We start from the raw sequence: 20,757 nt of genomic DNA on the forward strand, positions 1-20,757 counted from the left end.
GCCCTTCTAAGGGTGGTTATATCGGCGGCAAAGGCGCGCGGCGGAGGTTTGTCGCATGAGCCTTTCGACGCTGGCCTCGCGGGACGAGGCGACGAGCCGGGTCGTCGCGCCGGTGCTCGATGTGGTGGTGCCGGTCCACAACGAGGAGATCGATCTGGAGCCGAGCATCCGCCGGCTGCACGGCTACCTCGCGGCGAACTTCCCCTACCGGTTCCGGATCACCATCGCCGACAACGCGAGCGCCGACGGCACGCCGGCCGTGGCGCAGCGGCTCGCCGGAACGTTCGCCGAGGTCCGGGTGGCGCGCCTGGCCGAGAAGGGCCGGGGCCGGGCGCTCAAGCAGGTCTGGACGCGTTCCGACGCGGCGGTCCTCGCCTACATGGACGTGGATCTCTCGACCGATCTCGGCGCGCTGTTCCCGCTGGTGGCGCCGTTGCTCTCCGGGCATTCGGACCTGGCGATCGGCTCTCGGCTGGCGCGTGGCGCGCGAGTGGTGCGCGGCCCGAAGCGGGAGATCATCTCGCGGGTCTACAACCTGATCCTTCGGGTGACTTTGCGTGCCCGCTTCAGTGACGCACAGTGCGGCTTCAAGGCGATCCGCGCCGACGTGGCACACCGCCTGGTGCCACTGGTCGAGGACACGTCCTGGTTCTTCGACACCGAGCTGCTGGTCCTGGCCGAACGGGCCGGCCTGCGGGTCCACGAGGTGCCGGTCGACTGGGTGGACGATCCGGACAGTCGTGTCGACATCATCCCGACCGCCCTGGACGATCTGCGGGGAATCATCCGATTGATCCGGTCTCTCGTCACCCGGCGCATTCCGCTCGATGCGCTGCGCACACAGTTCGGCCGCCACCGCTGATCAGCCGGACCGTTGTACCCGAAGTCAGGGGATTTCCACAGGTCCCGTTGTCCGGAACGGAACGGACTGAAAAATCGGCACACGGAGACGTATCACAACGGCAACTCACAGGTAACAATGGGCTCCAGATCGAGATCGCCCCACCTCGATCCATGCTTCACCGGCGCGGCGGACCGGAAGGTAGCGGACATGCTCAGCAAAGAGGACACCCGGCGACTGGCCCAACTCGAACGTCAGCTTCAGCGTGACGATCCCGACTTCTGTGCCCGAATGGGCGGCGGCAACTTCAGCGTGTCACCGACCGGTCGCTCTGCGCTACCACTGTTCATCCTCGCCGCCGTGATCACGGTGGCCGCCGTCGTGCTCGGCGTCGTCGGCTGGTGGATCGCCGCGTCGATCGTCGCCACCTGGGCGGTCATCACCCTCGCCACTGCGGTCTACCGGTGGCGCCGGCAGCGGTCCGAGACCGCTTACCGCCAGGCCTGAAGCTCAGGAGCTGGCCGCGGCCTGAGCCTCGAATCGCTGGACGATCTCGGCCAGGGCGCGGATCTGCCGCAGGACGGCGTCCGGTTCGGTGGAGCGGTGCTGCTCCCGGCCGATGTCGACGATCGCGTCGGCACGGACGCCGACCTTGTGGAGCGGGCGACGGTACAGCGGCTGCTGGGTCGTCGCCCACTCGACGAACGTCCGGGACGGGTGCGGCAGGTAGACGACCCACGCCGTGCCGGCCGTTCCGGAACCGGGCCGTCGGAAGTCGAAGACCACGAACTCCAGGTCCTCGAACGAGCCGCGCAGCACCGCGTACGCCGGCTGGTCCGCACCGAAGTCGGGGTTGTCGGCCCAGTCGGCGAGCAGTTCCCGGTCGACGTCGGCGAACCGCCAGCCGTACCGGCGGGCCAGCTCGATCCGGTCGCCGACACCGGTGGCCGGGCGGACCGAGCGGTCGGCGAAGAAGACGAGCCAGACCCCGGCGGCGGCGAGCAGCCCACCTAGACCGAGAGTGACCGGCGCGGCCGGGTGCTCCTCGGTGGCCGTCTCGTCGAGCGTGCGGGCCGCGCCGTCACCGTAAGTGATGCACTTGTTGCCTGCCCGCGTCTCGACGGCCGCGCAGTCCGCGCTGCCACCGAGTGAAAGTGCGATACCTGCGACAAGAAGCGCAAGTCCGACGAGTAGAACGATCCAAGAGGATCGAGCCGCCCGAGTGCCCATCCCCCCACACCTCCAGCCCGGTGATCAAGATACCGGTTACGGCAGGTGATACGGCCGGCGTGCGGGCGCCGGCCGTATGCGTGGCGAAAGCGTTATACAGCCAGTGATACGAAAAGGCCCCCGCCTTTCGGCGGGGGCCTTCGTCAAACTGTGTTACCTGGTGATCCGGACGGCGTAGTAGGCGGCCGTGGAGCTGTTGCCCGCCTTGTCACCGGCCCAGTAGCTGATCTGCAGCGTGCCACGGTCGACACCGCTGATCGCCGTCTTCCAGTTGCCCTTGGCATCCGGGATGACGACCAGCACCGCCGCCTTGGCCGAAGCGACCGACTTCGACGTGGCCTTGGTCCACTTTCCGGCGGAGTAGTAGTACCACTTGCCGGAACGCTCCTGGATCAGCTTGACCTTCACCGAAGCGACGCCGACGCCCTTGTCGACGACCGTTCCGCTGATGCTCTTCCAGGACGACTTGAACGCCTTGAACCACGGCACGGTGAGCCGGACGGTGGGCTTGTAGACGTCCTTGACGACGTCCACGGTGCCGACCGTGACCGACTTGCCCGCCCCGGCCACGTTCCGCGGGGTGACGGTGACGGAGAACCGGCCCGCCTTGGTGTACGCGTGCGACACCGTGCCGTTGTTCGCGGAGGTCGTGGTGGTGACACCGTCGCCCCAGTTCACCGCGAGGTCGGTGGCGCTGGCGACACCGGCGACGTTCAGGGTGACCGACTGCGACACCCAGATCGACTTCGTGCTGAGGCTGAAGGTACCGGTCTGCGTGGAGACGACGACCGTGGACGGCGCGGAGACCGTGCCACTGTTGCCGGCCTCGTCGGTCAGCGTGACGGTGACCTGGTAGCTGCCCGCCGCGGCGTAGGTGTGCGTCGCGGTGGCGGCGGTCAGGGTCTCGGTCGCGGTGCCGTCGCCCCAGTTGACCACCCGGGTGATCTTCGAGTTGTCGCTGACGTCGTCGTCGAGCGCGGTCTCGGTCAGGGTCACCGTCTGGCCGGTCCAGATCGCCGCGGTGTTCAGGGCGTAGGTGCCGGTCGGGGCGGTGCCGTCGAGGACACCCGGGGTGGCACGGAACACGGTGTCCGCGGTGATCGGGGTGTTCTGGGCGAAGTAGTTCACCAGCATGGTCAGGTCGTTGTCACCGGTGGTGACCACGCCGACCTTGCTGATCAGCGACGGGAAGTTGTCGCCACCACCCGCGAGGAACGAGTTGGTCGTCACCCGGTAGTCGCCGTTCGGGTCGATGGTGACCCCGTTCAGCTTGATCGACGACGCGATGATCCGGCTGCCCTGCGGCTGGCTCGCGTCGAAGGAGTAGGTGAAGCCCTTCGAGACACCGAGGTGCAGGTACGGACGAGCCGCACCGGCCGGCTGCCACTGCTCCTCCAGCGCCGCCTTGATCGCCGAGCCCTTGAGGGTCCGGGTCACCACGTCGTTGGAGAACGGCTGCACCGCGAAGGCCTGCGAGTAGGTGATCGTGCCGTCGGTGCCGTACTTCAGGTCGGCCCGCAGACCACCCGGGTTCATGAAGGCGATCTGCGCGCCACCACGACCGGCGTCCTTGGTCTGGTCCAGCTGGGCGTCGGCGATGAAGTTGCCGAGGACCGACTCGGCGCCACGGTTCTCGGCGCCGGTGCTGGTGTAGGCCCGGAGGATGTCCCCGGAGATCTTGCCCAGCTCGGCCTTGCCCAGCTCGGTGGCGTTCGTCTTGGCCGCCGCGACGATGTTCGCAACCGCGGTGTTCGACGGGTAGCCGGTGACCGTGATCAGCTCGGAGGTGGAGGACGTGACCTCACCGGTGGCCGGGTCGTAGGTCAGGCCGATCTTGCCGAGCTTTTCGCCGTAGTCCTCGGCCTGGACGACCGGACGGGTCTTGCCGGGCACCCCCGGAACCGGCACCTGGAAGGCGTACGGCTGGTGGGTGTGACCGCTGACGATGGCGTCGATCTCGGCGCTCACCTTGGTGAACGGCCCGAAGACCGGGTCGGCCTGGAGGGTCTCGGCCGAGGTGATGTTGTCGCTCGCGGCACCCTCGTGGGCGAGCAGCACCAGCACGTCGGCTTCACCGTTGGCCTCGTCGCCGTCGGAGAGCTGCGCGGCCAGAGTGTTCACTTCGGCGATCGGGTCGTGGAACTTGATGCCCTTGATGCCGTCCGGGTTGACCAGCGAGCCGGTCTGCTCGGTGACGACACCGATGTAGCCGACCCGCACGCCGCCGACGTTCTGGACGTCGTAGGCCTGCAGAACGCGCTTGCCGTCCTCGGTGTAGACGTTCGCACCGAGCAGCGGGAAGTTCGCCCGGTCGGAGACCCGGCCGGTCAGGTCGGCGATGCCCTGGTCGAACTCGTGGTTGCCGACCGCGGAGACGGCCAGGCCGCCCGCGTTCAGCGCGTCGATCGTCGGGTTGTCCTTGTCGATCGCGGAGATGAACGTGGAGGCGCCGATGTTGTCACCGGCCGAGATCCACGCGGTGTTCGGGTTCGCGGCCCGCAGCTGGTCGATCAGCCCGACGAGCTGAGCGGCGCCACCGACGGCCTGGCCGTTGACGGTGGTCGGCGACTCGAGCCGGCCGTGGAAGTCGTTGATGTTCAGCAGCTGCAGGTTGACCGGCGCGATCAGGCCGGTCTCCAGGCCGACGACCACCGGGTCGTGGTCGCTGGAACGGAACGGGCCGTCCTCGTAGAACGGCGCGTAGCCGTCGTACTCGAAGGCGAACGACTCGACCGAGTTGATGTTCCAGATGTCGACGCCGGTGATCCGCTTCGCGAACTCGCCGGTGACCAGCGCGTGGTCCAGCGAGCCGGACTCGCCGCCGAAGACGTACGAGGACTTGTCCGGCGCGTGCGTGGCGTGCGCGTCGGCGTAGCCCTTGTCGTACAGGACCTGGAGGGGGTCCTCCTGGCCGTACGAGTTGAAGTCGCCGAGCAGGATCACCTTGTCGGTGCCCAGGCCCTCGACGAAGGTGGCCAGCGACGCCGCCTGGCGCTTCCGGTCGCCGTTGTACGCGCCCTGCCCGTCACCGGTGTCGACGTTGTCGCCGGTCGGCGTGACCGACGCGCTCTTCGACTTGAAGTGGTTCGACACCACGGTGAAGTCGATGGTGCCGGAGTGGAAGGTCTGCGCGATCGGCTCGCGGGCGTTGCCCCAGACCGTCTCGTCGTTGATCGACTTCGACGCGCCCTTGGGCGTGGCCTTGGCCGGCTTGTAGATGATCGCGCTGGTGATGACGTCCTGCTCGGCCGGCGTCGGCAGCTCGGCCGGCGACCGGACGTAGTCCCAGGTGCCCGCGCCGTCGACCGCGTTGAGCTCGCCGACCAGCGTCTTGAGCGCCAGCTGGGTCTCGACGGTCTCGAAGCGGACCGAGTTCTCGATCTCCATGAGCGCGACGACGTCGGCGTCCAGGGCGCTGATCGCCGAGACGATCTTCGCTTCCTGCTTCTCCTTGGCCGCCTCGTCGGCCGCGCCGCGCGCCTCGCCACCGAAGTGGACGAAGTAGTTCAGCACGTTGAAGCTGGCGACCTTGATGTCACCGCCGACCTCGGCCGGCGCGCTGGTGCGCGGGTTGGAGGCCTTGAAGGTGGTACGGGAGATCGCCGGCGTGGCCGAGTCGACCGGGGTGGCCGGCTGGAGACGCCACTCGCTGAAGCCGTAGCTCAGCACGCTGGAGCTGAACTTCTCGACGGTGTCACCGACGCGCAGCGGCTCGTCCTTGGTGATGTACGTCGGGGGCAGTCCGGCCGTCGCCAGGTTGGTCGTCTTGGCGTCGTCGACCAGGATGCGGCCGGCCTTGTTGGCGGCCTTCTGCGCGTTCGCGGCGTCGCTGCCGGGACGGGCGATGTCGGTCGGGATCCGGGCCGGGACACTGCCGGCGGCGAGGATGACCTCGCCGTACCGGTTGGTGTTGTAGACGTCCGAGACGGTGTAGGTGCCGACCGGGGCGACCAGCATGCCCTCGGCGGACTCACGGGCTTCGTCGGACAGCGGGAGGGTCAGCGCGACCGGGGCGGGCAGGGTGGCTCCGCTGGAGCAGACCTGCACGTCGGTCTTCGCGCCGATGGTGATCTGGGTGAGCGCGTTGTACTCGCTGACCGTGCCGGTGACCCGGACCACGTCGCCGATCGCCACCGTCGGGTGGTTCGCAGCGGTCGAGGTCAGGTAGACGAAGATGCCGTCCGACGCGGCGCCCGCGGCGACCGGCCGGTCGCCACCACTGCCGGCGGTCTGGATGTAGATGCCGTTGTAACCACCGGTGCGGTGGTCGGCGGTCACGACGCCCTCGACGGTCACCACGGAGCCGGCCAGCGGGGTGGCGGTTCCGGTGCCCTGAACCTGGGCGATGGTGTGGGTGACCGTGGCCGCGCAGCCGGCGCCCGGCTCCTCGGGATCCGGCTCCTCCGGCGTGGAAGCGGTGTTCTTCGTGCCGAAAGTGCTGGTGGCCGCGGCCTTCCAGACGCCGTCGATCTTCTGCAGCGACTGCCCGACGAGGGTGGCCTCCGACTCGGACACTCCGATGTCGACGCTCGTGGTCCCCGCCGCCGGGCCGTTGCTGGCCGTGAACACGCCCTCGTAGCTGAGGAACTCGGCGACGGTGCCGTCCGGCTTCACCAGCGCGATGCCGTCCGGCGCACCGTTCTGCAGGCCGCTGATGGCGTACGACTGCACACCGGCGGCCGGGACGACGCCGCTGAGCGTGGTGGTCGGCGTGTAGGTGGCGCCACCGTTGCCGTTGTAGAGGTAGAGCTGCCAGCCACTCAGGTCGTAACCGACCGGGGCTTCGATCTCAACGGCCTCGCCAGCGTCGGTGCCGGTGTTGTCGTAGTGGATCTCGCTGATGAACGGCACATCGGTGGCCGCGGCCACCGGGCCGGTGAGGCTGAGACCAAGCGCGGTCGCCATGACGGCAGCACCCAGCGCACGGAACCCTGCGGGGCTCGGTACCGGGAGAGACCATCCGGCGGCACCCACGCTGCGTATATAGGAACGCATCGAGGTGGACCCTCCGAACGAAGTAGATCCGCCGGAGCGTAGGTATCGATGGTGACGAAAAAAGCTCGGGAAGGTAACGGAAAGGCCATGGACAGCCCTTGCGATCAAGGGTTTTCCGGCCGTTCATTGTTCGCATTTGTACAGTCGCCGAATCGTAGACCCCCCGTCATGTCCCGTAAAGCGGACCCATCCCTCCGACTAGGAACGCGCTCACCAGGGCATCCGCGGACGACGGGACGGGATAGGTCCGTTCTGTCGCCCAAACCACAGAAACGAAGGATCGCCGGGATTGCGGCCTGATATCCGCCACCGCGCCGTGTTACCGGGAGATTTCACAGGTATCGATCAGTTAACTCGTCAGCGGCCCGGGGACCGATATCGAGGCGTCACCCTTAGTGACCGTTAGGTGTCCGGTCTCACCCGATATAAAGAAAACATAAGGACATCGCTGACGATCACCGGACGGCCCATGCCGGACAATGCCCGGATGCAGAGTTCCAAGGTACGGGTCGCGGTGATCTTCGGAGGCCAGAGCGCGGAGCACGAGGTCTCCTGCCGCTCGGCCGCATCGGTGTTCCGCTTCCTGGACCGCTCACGGTACGAAGTGACGCCGATCCGCATCACCCGCGACGGCCGCTGGCAGGTCGGCGTGGACGCCGGCCCGGACAACGCGGACACCATCGTGTCCGGGGCGTCCCACCCGGACGACGGCCGGACGCCGATCGGCAGCCTCACCGACGCGCTCGAAGCCCTGAAGTCGGTGGACGCCGCGTTCCCGGTCATGCACGGGCCGTACGGCGAGGACGGCACCATCCAGGCGCTGCTCGACCTGGCCGGTGTGCCGTACGTCGGCAGCGGCGTGCTGGCCAGCGCCGCGTCGATGGACAAGGAGTTCACCAAGAAGATCGTCGCGGCCGAGGGCATCGCGGTGGCCGACGGTGTGGTGCTCCGCGAGGGCGACGACGAGGACATCAGCGCCGAGGACAAGGCCCGGCTGGGCCTGCCGGTCTTCGTGAAGCCGTCGTGCAGCGGCTCCAGCGTCGGCGTCTCCCGGGTCGACGACTGGGCGGATCTGCCGCGCGCCGTCCGGCACGCCCGCGAGCACGACACGAAGGTGCTGATCGAGGTGGCGGTGGTGGGCCGCGAGGTGGACCTCTCGGTGCTGCAGAACCCGGACGGCTCGATCGAGGTCGGCCCGGCACTGGAGATCAACCTGAAGTCCCAGGAGGGCTTCTTCGACTTCGACGCGAAGTACACTTCCGGCATGGTCGAGTTCCGCATCCCGGCCGAGCTCGACCCGGCTCACCTGGAGCTTCTGTCCGACGCCGCCCGTCGCGCCTTCCGCGCGCTCGGCTGCGCCGGCCTGCTGCGCGCCGACTTCTTCCTTTCCGAGATCGACGGACGGACCGTGCCGGTGCTCAACGAGGTCAACACCCTGCCCGGGTTCACCGAGCTGTCGCAGTTCCCGCAGATGTGGCGGGCGGCCGGCGTCGAGTACCCGGAGTTGCTCGACCGCCTGTTCACCACCGCGCTCGCAGCGGGACCGCGCCGATCGTGACCGCGGCGGCCATGACCAGGGCACTGATCGACCTCGACGCGATCGCGTACAACACCAGGCTGCTGGCCGGTGCCGCGACCGGGTCGGGTGTGATGGCCGTGGTCAAGGCCGACGGGTTCGGCCACGGCGCCGTCGCGGTGGCCCGGGCGGCCCTGGCCGGCGGCGCCTCCTGGCTCGGTGTCACCTCCCTGCGCGAGGCCATGGAGTTGCGGTCGGCGGGCATCACGGCGCCGATCCTGATGTGGCTGTACGCCCCCTTCGAGACCCTGGACGAGGCGGTGCTCGCCGACATCGACGTGTCGGTCTCGTCGACGACCGGGCTGGCGATGCTGGCCCGGGCGGCGGAGCGCACCGGCCGGGTCGCGGCCGTGCATCTGAAGGCGGACACCGGCCTGTCCCGCGGCGGCGCCACCGAGGCGGAGTGGCCGGACGTGCTGGCCACCGCCGTGAAACTGCGCGATGCCGGGCTGATCGAGATCCGGGCCGTCTGGTCACATCTGGCCCATGCCGAGGACCCGGCCGACCCGGGTCTGCGGCGGCAGTTGGAGGCGTTCGACCAGGCGCGGGCCGCGGCCCGCGAGGCGGGCGTCGCGGCGCCGCTGACGCATCTGGCCAACTCGGCCGCCGTTCTTCAACTGCCCGAGACCCACTTCGATCTGGTACGGCCGGGCATCGCTCTCTACGGCGCCGAGCCGATCCCGGGCCGGGTGTTCGGGCTGCGTCCCGCGATGACCCTGGAGTCCACGGTCATCCTGACCAAACGGGTCGGGCCGGGCACCGGGGTGTCCTACGGCCCCGAGTTCGTCACCGACCGGGAGACGACGCTGGCCCTGGTGCCGGCCGGCTACGCCGACGGGGTGCCGCGGATCACCGGCAACCGGGCGTCGGTCGCGATCGGCGGGGTCCGCTGCCCGATCGTGGGCCGGGTGGCGATGGACCAGGTGGTGGTCGACGCCGGTGACCACCCGGTGGTGCCGGGCGACCGCGTGGTGATCTTCGGTGCCGGTGAGGGCGGCGAGCCGACGGTCAGCGAGTGGGCCGGCTGGGCGGGCACGAACGCGCACGAGATCCTGACCGGCATCGGGACACGGGTGCCCCGGGTCCACTACTCGGTCGAGTCGAACGACACCTCGACCCGCAACCCGTCGCGGCCGGTGGAGTGCGCCGAGATGACCCCGTCGTGAGCTCGGGTGATCGCCCGCACGATGGCCAGGCCGAGCCCGGCGCCGCCGCTGTGGTCGATCCTCGTGCCGGACAGTCTGCGGAACGGTTCGAAGAGCCCGACCACGGCATCGGGTGGCACGTCGTCGCCGGTGTTGGCGATCGACAGGGCGGGTCGTGCGCCCACCTCGACGGTGATCGTGCCGCCGGGCCGGTTGTACTTGATCGCGTTCTGCACCAGGTTGTTGACCAGGCGTTCGAGTAAGACCCGTTCACCGCGGACGGTTCGGTCGGCGAGTCGCCGGGTGATCGTCACACCTGCTTCGGCCGCCCGCGCCTCGTAGTCGTCGAGGACCGTGCCGACGACCGTGTCCAGGCGCACCGGCACCCGCGCGGCCAGACCCCGGTCGCATTCGCTGAGCACGAGCAGTCCCTCGATGAGGCGTTCGTTGCGCTCGTTGGTGGCCAGCAACTGCGCCGCGACCAGGTCCAGTTTGTCCGGTGTGGTGGCCCGGCCGAGACCGACCTCGATCAGCGTGCGCTGCACCGCGAGCGGGGTGCGCAACTCGTGCGCCGCGTTGGCCGCGAAGTGCCGCTGCGCCTCGTAACCGGTGACGATCCGGTCCATCATCGCGTCGATCGCCCGGGACAGATCGGCGACCTCGTCCCAGCCGTCACCGGCGTTGATGCGGTACCCGAGGTTCTGCGGCCCGACGCTGGCGATGGCCGGGACCAGCCGGCGGAACGGGTCGAGGGCCCAGCGCGCGCCGGCCCGCCCCGCGACCACCAGCACCGCCGTTCCGACGGTGAGCGCGAGCAGCACCTGCCAGCCCTGATGGTCGGCGATCGAGCGGCAGATCACGCCGCGGTCCTCGGCCTGGCCGCAGATCAGCGTGCCGGCCATGCGCAGCCAGGAGTGCAGTGGTTGCAGCAGGGTGGGCGCGGCGACGCCGGCCAGGAAGGCGAGCCCGCCGATCAGCAGCACACGCCGGCTCGGCGCGAGCACACGTCACCGCCCCAGCCGGTAACCCACGCGCGGCACGGTGTGGATGACGGCCGGTTCGCCGAGCTTCTTGCGCAACGTCATGATCGTCACGCGGACCGAGTTGGTGAACGGGTCGGCGTTCTCGTCCCAGGCCTGTTCGAGCAGTTCCTCGGCACTGACCACCTGTCCACCGGCGCGCAGCAGCACGCGCAGCACGGCGAACTCCTTGGGGGTCAGGGTGAGCGTCAGCCCGTCCCGGGAGGCGAAGTGCCGGATCGTGTCGAGGACCACGCCGTCCTGCTCCAGCACCGGTTTCAGCCGGGCCGTGGAACGCCGGGCCAGCGCCTGCACCCGGGCCACCAGCTCGGCGAAGGCGAACGGCTTGGTCATGTAGTCGTCGGCGCCGAGCCCGAGGCCCTCCACCCGGTCCCGGATCCCGGCCGCGGCGGTGAGCAGCAGCAGCCGGGTGTCCAGCCCGGAGTCCACCACCCGGGTGCACACCTCGTCGCCGGTGATGCCCGGCATGTCACGATCCAGGATCGCGACGTCGTATCGGTGCACGCTCATCTTCTCCAACGCGCTGTCACCGTCGTAGACCACGTCGACGGCCATGGCGAACTGGCGTAAGCCGTCAGCCACCGTGTCCGCGAGTATCCGTTCGTCGTCAGCCACCAGTACGCGCACGCTCTGTTACCTCCCCCGCCTATCGTCGCCGATCCGGCAGCCACGATAACTTCACGGGCGAAATCAGCGGAATCTCCGCCCGCCGGGTGTCGAACGCCCCTCCTCCTTTTCTTGACTCGTTCCAGAAAAGCAGGGCAGACTGCGAGCCGACTCTCATCGCTCGCTACCCGGAGGATTTCGTGGCAGACGAACTCGCCGCAGCTCAAGGAAAGTGCCCCGTCGCGCACGGCGGCTCCGGCTCGCACGGCGGCCGGGCCAACCGGGACTGGTGGCCGAACCAGCTCGACCTCGGCGTTCTGCACGCCAACTCCCCGGCTGGCAACCCGAACGGCGGCGACTTCGACTACGCCGCGGCCTTCAACGCCCTCGACCTGGCCGCTGTGAAGGCGGACATCGACGCGCTGCTGACCGACTCGCAGGACTGGTGGCCGGCCGACTTCGGCCACTACGGCCCGCTGTTCATCCGGATGGCGTGGCACAGCGCCGGCACCTACCGGACCTTCGACGGCCGCGGCGGTGGCGGCTCCGGTCAGCAGCGCTTCGCGCCGCTGAACAGCTGGCCGGACAACGGCAACCTGGACAAGGCCCGGCTGCTGCTCTGGCCGGTGAAGAAGAAGTACGGCAAGAACATCTCGTGGGCCGACCTGATGATCCTGGCCGGCAACGTGGCCCTGGAGAGCATGGGCTTCGAGACCTTCGGCTTCGGCGGCGGCCGCCCCGACGTCTGGGAGCCCGAGGAGGTCAACTGGGGCACCGAGGACGTCTGGCTGGACGACAGGCGCTACAGCGGCGACCGTGAGCTGGCCAAGCCGCTCGGCGCCGTGCAGATGGGCCTCATCTACGTCAACCCGGAGGGCCCGAACGGCAACCCGGACCCGCTGGCCTCGGCCCGGGACATCCGGGACACGTTCGGCCGGATGGGCATGAACGACGAGGAGACCGTGGCGCTGATCGCCGGCGGCCACACCTTCGGCAAGACCCACGGCGCCGGCCCGGCCGAGAACGTCGGCCCCGAGCCCGAGGCCGCCCCGATCGAGGCACAGGGTCAGGGCTGGAAGAGCAGCTTCGGCACCGGTGTCGGCGCCGACGCGATCACCAGTGGTCTGGAGGTCACCTGGACCTACCACCCGACCCGCTGGGACAACGAGTTCTTCCACATCCTTTTCGCGTACGACTGGGAGCTCACCCAGTCGCCGGCCGGCGCGCACCAGTGGCGCCCGAAGAACGGCGCGGGCTCGGACCTGGTGCCGCACGCGTTCGACGCCGGCAAGCGCCAGGAGCCGCGGATGCTGACCTCGGACCTGGCGCTGCGTTTCGACCCGGTCTACGGGCCGATCTCGAAGCGGTTCCACGACGACCCGGAGGCGTTCGGCAAGGCCTTCGCCAAGGCGTGGTTCAAGCTGACCCACCGTGACATGGGCCCGATCGCCCGCTACCTCGGCCCGGAGGTTCCGTCCGAGCCGCTGATCTGGCAGGACCCGCTGCCCGCGGTCGACCACGAGCTGGTCGGCCCGGCCGACGTCGCCGCGCTCAAGGCCACCGTGCTGGCCTCCGGCCTGTCGGTCGCCGAGCTGGTCGCGACCGCGTGGGCGTCGGCCTCGACGTTCCGTGGCACCGACAAGCGCGGTGGCGCGAACGGCGCCCGCATCCGGTTCGCCCCGCAGAACCAGTGGGAGGTCAACGACCCGGCCCAGCTCGCCAAGGTGCTCGGCGTGCTGGAGGGCGTGAAGGCCGAGTTCGACGCGGCCGGTGGCGCGAAGATCTCCCTCGCCGACCTGATCGTGCTGGCCGGTTCGGCCGCCGTGGAGAAGGCCGCGAAGGACGCCGGTTTCGACGTCGAGGTGCCGTTCACCCCGGGTCGTACCGACGCGACCGAGGAACAGACCGACGCCGAGTCGTTCGCGGTGCTGGAGCCCACCCACGACGGCTTCCGCAACTACCTCGCCAAGGGCCACAACCGTCCCACCGAGGCGCTGCTGGTCGACCGCGCGCAGCTGCTCACCCTCACCGCGCCGGAGCTGACCGTGCTGGTCGGCGGCCTGCGTGTGCTGGGCGCCAACACGGCCGGCTCGAAGGACGGTGTCTTCACCGAGACGCCGGGCGTGCTGACCAACGACTTCTTCGTCAACCTGCTCGACTTCGGCACCACCTGGTCGGCCACCGACTCCGACGGCGAGGCCTTCGAGGGCCGCGACCGCCGGACCGGCGAGGTCAAGTGGACCGCCACCCGGGCCGACCTGATCTTCGGGTCGAACTCGGTGCTGCGCGCCCAGGCCGAGGTGTACGGCAGCGACGACGCCAAGGAGAAGCTGGTCACCGACTTCGTCCAGGCGTGGGTCAAGGTCGCGAACCTGGACCGTTTCGACCTGGCCTGATCGTCAGGTGGTTTCCCGGCGGGCCCGGGTCGGCCGTACCGACCCGGGCTTCGCCTGCTGGTACCCTCAGCAACGTCGGGCTCGTAGCTCAGTGGATAGAGCAACCGCCTCCTAAGCGGTAGGTCGCGCGTTCAAGTCGCGCCGGGCCCACTCTCAGACCTTCAACCGCTGCCCCACCCGCAGCCGGTGCGGGCTGCTCAGCACATCCGAGTTCGCACGGTAAAGCGCACGCCACCCGCCCTTGACGTCGTGCCGGGCCGCGATCCGCGCCAGCGTGTCGCCACGCCGTACCACGTAGCTTCCGGTCGTCCGATGCACCTTCCGTACGCTGCCACGCGACGCCGCCGTGTAGGCGTGCCGCCGGCCGCACGTCGGCCACGCGCCGATGCCCTGCCCGCGTACCACCCGTTCGGCGATCCGGATCTGCTCGGACTTGGAAGCCCGGTTCGCGGTGTCCGCGTACTTCGTGCCGCCGTAGGCGCGCCACGTGCTCCGGCTGAACTGGAGTCCCCCGTAGTAACCGTTTCCGGTGTTGATGCTCCAGTTGCCCCCGGATTCGCAGTGCGCGATCGCCTCCCAGTTGATGTCGGCGTGCGCGGGCCCGGCGAGGGCGACGCTTCCGGCGAGTCCGACGGCCATCATGCCGACCGCGCGTTGGAGTTGTTTTCCGATCTGAGCCATGAGCTTGTCCTCCACGCCTACGAGGTCAGCTGTCGGGTTCGGGCAGAGGTGCCCGGCCGCGTTCGCGGCTTCACCCCGAGGCGCCGTAGCGCCGAGGAACTCTTGGGTCCCCCGCTCCATGCCTTTGGTTCGTCGAACCGTGGTCGGCGGCTGGACTCGGCGTTCCGACCACGGTGCCCGCTCTGTTTCGGGCTGCCGATTCGCCGCGCTGCTGGTTGGTTATGCGACACGCGGCAATGGAGTTGTAAGTCACAAATTAGCCGCTTTGATCTTCCTTTGTGTGGCTAACGTGCTGAATTCGGCGTGGCGCAACAGGTGCGGAACCCTCCACCGAGGGTGCACAATCCTCAGCCATGGGCGAGGACATGAACGATCAACAGCGCGAGTTCGACGTGATCGTCTACGGTGCCTCGGGTTTCGTCGGTGTGTTGGTGGCGCGATACCTCGCCGAGCACGCTCCAGCGGGCGCACGGCTCGCGCTGGGCGGCCGTTCCGCGGCGAAACTGGAGGGTCTCGGTCTGGACTGGCCCGTCGTCGTCGCCGACGCGAACGACGCGGAAGCCCTGACCACGATGGCCGGCCGCACCAGAGTCGTGATCACCACGGTCGGGCCGTATGCGAAGTACGGCAAGCCACTCGCCCGTGCATGCGCCGAAACCGGCACGGACTACGTGGACCTCACCGGTGAGGTGCTCTTCGCCCGGGACAGCATCGACGAGAACCACGAGACGGCAAAGCGCACCGGCGCACGGATCGTCCACTCGTGTGGCTTCGATTCGATTCCGTCCGATATCGGAGTGCACGTCCTGCACGAACAGATCAGCCGGGACGGCGCCGGCGAACTCACCGACACGACGCTCGTGGTGACCAGCATGCGCGCCGGGATCAGCGGCGGCACCATCGACTCGATGCGGCACCAGGTCGACGTGATGAAGAAGGACACCCGGCTGCGCAAGGTCGGCGCCAGCCCGTACTCGCTGAGCCCGGACCGGCAGGCCGAGCCCGACCTGGGCCGTCAGCCCGACATGCTCACCCTCCCCGGGTCCGAGGTGGACTCCAGCATCCGCGGGCACCTCGCGCCGTTCGTGATGGCGTCCTACAACACCCGCGTCGTCCGGCGCAGCAACGCGCTGCGCGGCTGGGCCTACGGCCGCACGTTCCGGTACCGCGAGGTCCTGCGGGTGAAGAGCAAAGTCGCCGCCACGGTCGTCAAGTCCGGCATGAACGCGCTGGTCATCGGCTTCGCGGTGCCGCCACTGCGATTCGTCCTGGACCGTTTCCTGCCCGCCCCCGGCGCCGGGCCGAGCGAGGACACGCAGCGCAACGGCCACTTCACCATGGACCTTTTCACCACCACCACGTCCGGGGCGCGCTATCGCGCGAGGGTCAAGGCGAAAGGCGATCCCGGGTACGCCGCAACCGCGGTCATGCTCGGCGAATCGGCTCTCGCGCTCGCCTTCGACACCGAGGCGCTGCCGCAGGTCGGGGGCGGTGTGCTCACCCCGGCGACCGCGATCGGTGACGCCCTGGTCGAACGCCTGCGCAACGCCGGATTCGAGATCACCGTTCAGCGCCTCTGAGACATGGTGCGATTCTGCACCGCGAAATGGTGTCCGTGATCCGACCGGTGGACGGTAAGGAATCGTTCACGGCTTTCCTCTCGATCGCCACTAGCACCAAAGGTGGTCTTACCGGCACGATTGGACAGGTGACCGTCAGCCCATTGCCCTACCCGCTGAGGTTGACGGGGACCGGCGTCATCCTTCGGGAATGGCGGTGGGAGGACGTCGACGAGCTGGTCGCGCTCCTCGACGAACCGGGCATCGCCCGCTGGACGCTGATGCCGTCGCCGTTCGACATGGAGGCCGGCCTCGCCTATCTACGCCGGGCCCAGCAGGGCCGAATCGGCGGCAGCCGGATCCAGCTCGCGATCACCACCGACGGCGGGCCGCCACTCGGTGAGGTGCTGCTCTTCAACGTCCGCTCCGAGGCGCACGAGGCCGAGCTCGGCTACCTGGTCGGCCTCCCCTTTCGGCGGCGCGGACTCGCCTCAGCGGCGTTGTCCCTGCTCACCGGCTATGCGGTCGACACGCTGGGGCTGCGCCGGCTGCTGCTGCGCATCGACCGGGGAAACACCGCCAGCACGTCGGTGGCCCGCCGCTGCGGCTATCGTCCGGCGGCTGAGCCGCCCATTCAGCAGGACGGGCCGTACGGGCCGGCCACGCTGGACACCTGGGAGTTCGTGGAGAACCGCTCCGGGCCACAGGACGATCGCCGGAAAAATGTCGCAGCCCGGCGGTACGGTCGGCGCTGAGGGAGGTGCTGATGATCGACGTGGATCGTGAGCGCGTCATGGCGTACCGGATCGCTGCTCAAGGCCTGGCCGATCGCTCCGGTGACCGGCCCGCCGACCTGCCCGTGCTGGATCTCGGTGTCCAGGAGTACACACCTGACTCCACCCGGATCGCCTTGGCCGCCCGCACCGACGCCGAGCTTGGCGATGATCGGCTGATCACCGTGTGGGCCGCCCGCGGCGCCCCGCATCTGCACCGCCGCGCCGACCTGCCCGCCCTGGTCGAGCAGCTGTGGCCGGTCGGTGACGACGACGCCGCGGCTCGGATCAGGAGCGGCCAGATCCCCGACGCGGCCGGGCTCGGGGTGGCCGCGTTCACCGCCACGGCCTCGGCCTTCCGGGAGGTGGTCACCGCCCCGATGCCGCGCGGCGAGGCCAGCACCGGCGTCAGCCGTTTGGTCCCGGCCGAGTTGACCTACGACTGCAGGTCCTGCGCGGCCCGGCACATCTCCGGCGGTGTGTGGCAACATGCCGGGCTGGCCGGTGGTGTCGAGGTGCTGTCCCGCGGCAAGGACGCGATGCTCGGCCCGATCCCGGATGCTCCGGCGATCCCGGCCGCCAACCGGGGCATTGATCGGCTGATCGAGGCTTATCTGCGGTTTCTCGGCCCGGCCGGGCCGGGTGAGGTGGCGAAATATCTGGGCAGCACCACCACCGCGATCAAGGCGGTGTGGCCGTCCGACAGGCTCACCGAGGTCCGGGTGGAGGGGCGGCGCGCCTGGCTCCCCTCGGCAGCCGGATCGCCCTCACCTGCCGGATCGCCATCGCCCGCCGGATCGTCATCGGCGGCCGAGCTTTCCTCTACGGCTGGGCCTTTCTCGACGGCCGGGCTTTCCTCTACGGCCGGGCCCTTCTCGGCTACCGGGCCGTTCTCGGCGGCCGAGCTTCTTGAGTCGGCGCCGATGCCGCGTGGGGTGCGCTGGTTGCCCCCGATGGACCCGTTGCTCCAGGCCCGTGACCGTGACCTGCTGGTTCCCGGGCGGGATCGGCAGAAGGAGGTCTGGCGGATCCTCGGCAATCCCGGGGCGCTGCTTGTCGACGGCGAGATCGCCGGGGTGTGGCGGGCCCGGATGGCCGGGCGCAAACGGGTGGATCTCACGGTGACCACGTTCGGCAAGCTGACAGGCGCGCAGGTCGCGCTGGTCGAGGAGGAGGCGGCGCAGGTGGCGAGGGCACGAGGCGTGGCGGAGGCACGGGTGATCCACGAGTGACCACGATCGGGTTCCTGCACACGGCCGAGGTGCACGTCGCGACGTTCCGGGGTCTCTTCACCGAGCTGGCGCCACCGGGCCTGACCGATCTGCACCTGGTCGACGAGTCGTTGCTGGCCGACGCCCGCCGGACCGGTTCGGCGCCGGGGCTGGCCGGGCGACTCCGCGAGCTGGCCACCGCCGGCGCCGACCTCATCGTCTGCACCTGCTCGACGATCGGCGCCGACGCGGAGGCCACCGACGTGCCCCTGCCCCTACCGCCTCTCACCCAGCCGCCCTCCCCCAGCACGCACCCCGCCCAACCGGCAACACTCCCCACGCACCCGGCCCACCCGGCGACGGTTCCCACGCACCATGACCAGCCGGTAACGCTTCCCATTCACCCTGACCAGTCGGCGGCTCTTCCCATTCACCCTGACCAGCCAGCGACACTCCCCACGCACCCTGACCAGCCAGCGACACTCCCCATTCGCCATGACCAGCCGACGGCTGGGACCGTGCCTGTGATGCGGCTCGATCGGCCGATGGCTGAGGCTGCGGTCGCGGCCGGCGAGCGGATCGTCGTGATCGCCACCGTGGAGTCCACTCTGGAGCCGACGGTCGCCCTGATCCGTGCGACCGCCGAGTCGGCCGGGCGGCGAGTCACCGTCGTCACCTCGCCATGCCTGGCCGCGTGGCAGCACTTCGAGGCCGGTGACATCGCCACCTACGACAAGGCGATCGCCGCGCACGTCCGAGCCGTCGCCGGGGACGCCGACGCGATCGTGCTCGCCCAGGCGGGTATGGCCGGGGCGGCCGCGCTACTGCCCGACCTACCGGTGCTGACCAGCCCACGCGCCGCCGTCAAGGCCGCCCTTCTCCGGGCCGGTTCGCTGCGTTAGAGCGCTTCAACGTCGGCGTGCCCGCCGATCTTGTGGACTTCGGGCACACCTTTGAAGCTTCTTCAAGGCTTTCGCCGTGTCCGCAGTCGATCCCTCTGCCCTGCGATGGTTTCGCGCCGGGCCCTCGGACTGTCGCACCGATCACGCCGGACCGGAACACCAGGCCGGGACACCGGACCGGGACACCAGGCCGGTACACCAGGCCGGAAAATCCTGCTCGCCGACGATTCGGCCCGCCCAGTCTCGTAGATCTTGCACGGTTCTCCACCTTCGCAGCGATCTTGCACGGTTCTTCACGTCTGGGTGCGGTTTGTCGTGCAAGGTCCACCGTGCCGGAGCGACCTTGCAGCTTTCTTCCTGTCGGGATGCGGAAAAGGCTGCAAGATCGGCGCGAGGTTGAAGATTCGTGCAAGATCCGCGAACGGCGAACGGCGAACGGCGAACGGCGAACCACGAACGGCGAACCACGAACCACGAACCACGAACCACGAACCACGAACCACGAACCACGAACCACGAACCACGGACAGCGAACCACGAACCGCGGACGGCGAACCACGAACCACGGACAGCGAACAGCGAACAGCGGACGGCGGACCGCAAACGGCGTGGCGTGGCGTCAAGCAAGGTCGGGCGGTCGAGCGAGGAAGCCGGTGACGCTCCGGCATGAGCGCCACCGGCCGGTCCTCGCAGGCTGACTTCAGAAGTCGAGTTCGCCGCCGTAGTCACGGGTGTGGTCGCGGTAGACGGTGTGATAGTGGATCTGGTCGTTGTAGACCACCCCGGTCTGGCAGATGAATTCGACCCACACGCTAGGCCCGTCGATCCGGACATAGTCACCGTGCGTGTCGAGCGCGGTTCCACCGGACAGTGCCACGAAGGTCTGGTCCAGCTCCTTCTCGTAGACCTTCAGGAGCTGCCGGGTGGTGGCGTCGTCAGCGTTCGCCACCCACGGCTTGATCGCGGCCAGCACCAGCTTCTTCTGCTTCGGCGTGAGGCCCTTGACCGCGATGCCGACCTTCGCCTCCGGGAACCGCCCGGCCGACCAGCACGTCACCGAACGACTGGTCCAATGTGACCGCAGCCAGCCGCTTCTCGGTGAAAATGGCGGCCATCGCGGTCTTCTGCGCCTTCATCGACTCGACCGTGGCGCCGGAGTCGTCGGTGTAGCTGATCGGCTCGACCCCGATGAAGAACGGGCTGGCGCTGACCGCCCGCCCCTTCGTGTAGGTGAGGTGCGTGGCCAGGTGGTGACCGCCGAAGTCGAGCTGCCAGGTGCCGTCGACGGACGGCGTACCGAGGAAGGCAAGATAGTAGTAACCGCTACCGTAAGTGAGCGTCATGCCGCCCCCACCGGCTGGCGGGCCGCCGGCGGAGCCGGACGGCGCCGGGGCTGCGGCGATCGTGACGGCACCGCGCCACCGGGTCTTCAGTTTCACGCATTTCTCCCTTGCGATGAGGCCTCCGCCGATTCGCAACAATATTGTTGACAAACCCGGAGAAGGGGCACAAGGGATCCGGGCGAGGCCAAAGGAGATCGACAGGTTCCTCAGTGCGGACACACAAAGAAGGGCCGCGGCATGGCCACCGCGGCCCTTCTCCTTTAACCCCCCGGATAAGGTCATCGGCGCAGCGGCGACCAGGTTGTAGACAATCACGGCAGGCTCGTGCCGGGTGGAGCCGAGCCGGCCGGAAGGGGGAAGCGCCGTCAATCTAGGAGCGCTCCCAAATCCCTGTCAAACGCGAGAACAGCTCTGAAAAATTCTTTCCGATCACGAGCAACCTTCTGGCGCCCGGAGATC

The 20,757-nt window shown here is 69.0% G+C and carries 15 protein-coding genes, 1 tRNA gene, 1 pseudogene and 1 riboswitch; of the genes and pseudogenes, 10 read left to right on the forward strand and 7 right to left on the reverse strand.

Annotation, left to right across the window (positions count from 1 at the left end; all coding sequences use genetic code 11):
• Positions 1-55 precede the first annotated feature (55 nt).
• Both AB0E94_RS24495 and AB0E94_RS24500 read left to right on the forward strand, forming a co-directional pair.
• A pseudogene (locus tag AB0E94_RS24495) lies at positions 56-853 on the forward strand (glycosyltransferase); the annotation flags it as partial.
• Positions 854-1,051: 198 nt separating this feature from the next.
• Positions 1,052-1,348: a DUF3040 domain-containing protein gene (locus tag AB0E94_RS24500; protein ID WP_360329756.1), complete on the forward strand. Its 297-nt coding sequence runs from the start codon at positions 1,052-1,054 to the stop codon at positions 1,346-1,348.
• A 3-nt stretch (positions 1,349-1,351) separates the two neighbouring features.
• Here the strand turns inward: AB0E94_RS24500 and AB0E94_RS24505 are convergent, their stop codons facing one another.
• Both AB0E94_RS24505 and AB0E94_RS24510 read right to left on the reverse strand, forming a co-directional pair.
• Positions 1,352-2,071: a hypothetical protein gene (locus AB0E94_RS24505; RefSeq protein WP_360329759.1), complete on the reverse strand. Its 720-nt coding sequence runs from the start codon at positions 2,069-2,071 to the stop codon at positions 1,352-1,354.
• Between the two features lie 153 nt (positions 2,072-2,224).
• On the reverse strand, positions 2,225-6,976 hold the full coding sequence (locus AB0E94_RS24510; protein ID WP_360329762.1) for an ExeM/NucH family extracellular endonuclease: 4,752 nt from the start codon (positions 6,974-6,976) through the stop codon (positions 2,225-2,227).
• Positions 6,977-7,553: 577 nt separating this feature from the next.
• Here AB0E94_RS24510 and AB0E94_RS24515 point away from each other — a divergent pair.
• Positions 7,554-8,624 carry a D-alanine--D-alanine ligase family protein gene (locus tag AB0E94_RS24515; protein ID WP_360329765.1) on the forward strand — a complete coding sequence of 357 codons (1,071 nt, stop codon included), beginning with the start codon at positions 7,554-7,556 and terminating at the stop codon, positions 8,622-8,624.
• An 11-nt stretch (positions 8,625-8,635) separates the two neighbouring features.
• Complete coding sequence (gene alr, locus AB0E94_RS24520; RefSeq protein WP_360329768.1) at positions 8,636-9,808, forward strand: alanine racemase; 1,173 nt, start codon at positions 8,636-8,638, stop codon at positions 9,806-9,808.
• Here the strand turns inward: alr and AB0E94_RS24525 are convergent.
• A complete protein-coding gene (locus tag AB0E94_RS24525; RefSeq protein ID WP_360329771.1) occupies positions 9,730-10,791 on the reverse strand; it encodes an ATP-binding protein in 1,062 nt (353 codons plus the stop codon). The two genes, alr and AB0E94_RS24525, sit on opposite strands and share 79 nt — an antisense overlap.
• A 3-nt stretch (positions 10,792-10,794) precedes the next feature.
• A complete protein-coding gene (locus tag AB0E94_RS24530; RefSeq protein ID WP_360329774.1) occupies positions 10,795-11,454 on the reverse strand; it encodes a response regulator transcription factor in 660 nt (219 codons plus the stop codon).
• A 179-nt stretch (positions 11,455-11,633) separates the two neighbouring features.
• Between AB0E94_RS24530 and katG the strand changes: the two genes are divergently transcribed.
• Entirely contained in the window at positions 11,634-13,829 is a 2,196-nt protein-coding gene (gene katG, locus AB0E94_RS24535) for a catalase/peroxidase HPI (protein WP_360329777.1), read from the forward strand.
• A 77-nt stretch (positions 13,830-13,906) separates the two neighbouring features.
• Positions 13,907-13,979 (forward strand) — tRNA-Arg (locus AB0E94_RS24540).
• Positions 13,980-13,982: 3 nt separating this feature from the next.
• Here the strand turns inward: AB0E94_RS24540 and AB0E94_RS24545 are convergent.
• On the reverse strand, positions 13,983-14,510 hold the full coding sequence (locus AB0E94_RS24545) for a transglycosylase family protein (protein WP_360329780.1): 528 nt from the start codon (positions 14,508-14,510) through the stop codon (positions 13,983-13,985).
• A riboswitch (cyclic di-AMP (ydaO/yuaA leader) is annotated at positions 14,510-14,655 on the reverse strand. It overlaps the preceding gene by 1 nt.
• 208 nt (positions 14,656-14,863) lie before the next feature.
• Here AB0E94_RS24545 and AB0E94_RS24550 point away from each other — a divergent pair.
• The 4 genes from AB0E94_RS24550 to AB0E94_RS24565 all read left to right on the forward strand — a co-directional run bounded on the left by AB0E94_RS24550 (position 14,864) and on the right by AB0E94_RS24565 (position 18,955).
• The gene (locus AB0E94_RS24550) at positions 14,864-16,090 is read left to right on the forward strand and encodes a saccharopine dehydrogenase NADP-binding domain-containing protein (protein WP_360329783.1); all 1,227 of its coding nucleotides are present in this window, start codon (positions 14,864-14,866) and stop codon (positions 16,088-16,090) included.
• A 128-nt stretch (positions 16,091-16,218) separates the two neighbouring features.
• A complete protein-coding gene (locus tag AB0E94_RS24555; RefSeq protein ID WP_360329786.1) occupies positions 16,219-16,824 on the forward strand; it encodes a GNAT family N-acetyltransferase in 606 nt (201 codons plus the stop codon).
• 11 nt (positions 16,825-16,835) lie between these two features.
• Positions 16,836-18,074, forward strand: a complete 1,239-nt coding sequence (locus AB0E94_RS24560; protein WP_360329789.1) for a crosslink repair DNA glycosylase YcaQ family protein — start codon at positions 16,836-16,838, stop codon at positions 18,072-18,074.
• On the forward strand, positions 18,071-18,955 hold the full coding sequence (locus tag AB0E94_RS24565; RefSeq protein WP_360329792.1) for a hypothetical protein: 885 nt from the start codon (positions 18,071-18,073) through the stop codon (positions 18,953-18,955). Before AB0E94_RS24560 ends, AB0E94_RS24565 begins: the two co-directional genes overlap by 4 nt.
• Positions 18,956-19,655: 700 nt before the next feature.
• On the opposite strand, the gene AB0E94_RS24570 is transcribed toward AB0E94_RS24565, so the two are convergent.
• Together AB0E94_RS24570 and AB0E94_RS24575 are read right to left on the reverse strand one after the other, a co-directional pair.
• Positions 19,656-19,928 carry a DUF3500 domain-containing protein gene (locus AB0E94_RS24570; RefSeq protein ID WP_360329794.1) on the reverse strand — a complete coding sequence of 91 codons (273 nt, stop codon included), beginning with the start codon at positions 19,926-19,928 and terminating at the stop codon, positions 19,656-19,658.
• Positions 19,891-20,613: a DUF3500 domain-containing protein gene (locus AB0E94_RS24575; protein ID WP_360329797.1), complete on the reverse strand. Its 723-nt coding sequence runs from the start codon at positions 20,611-20,613 to the stop codon at positions 19,891-19,893. Before AB0E94_RS24575 ends, AB0E94_RS24570 begins: the two co-directional genes overlap by 38 nt.
• Positions 20,614-20,757 lie beyond the last annotated feature (144 nt).

It is taken from the genome of Actinoplanes sp. NPDC026670, assembly GCF_040638175.1.
In the GTDB taxonomy this organism is placed as follows: domain Bacteria; phylum Actinomycetota; class Actinomycetes; order Mycobacteriales; family Micromonosporaceae; genus Actinoplanes.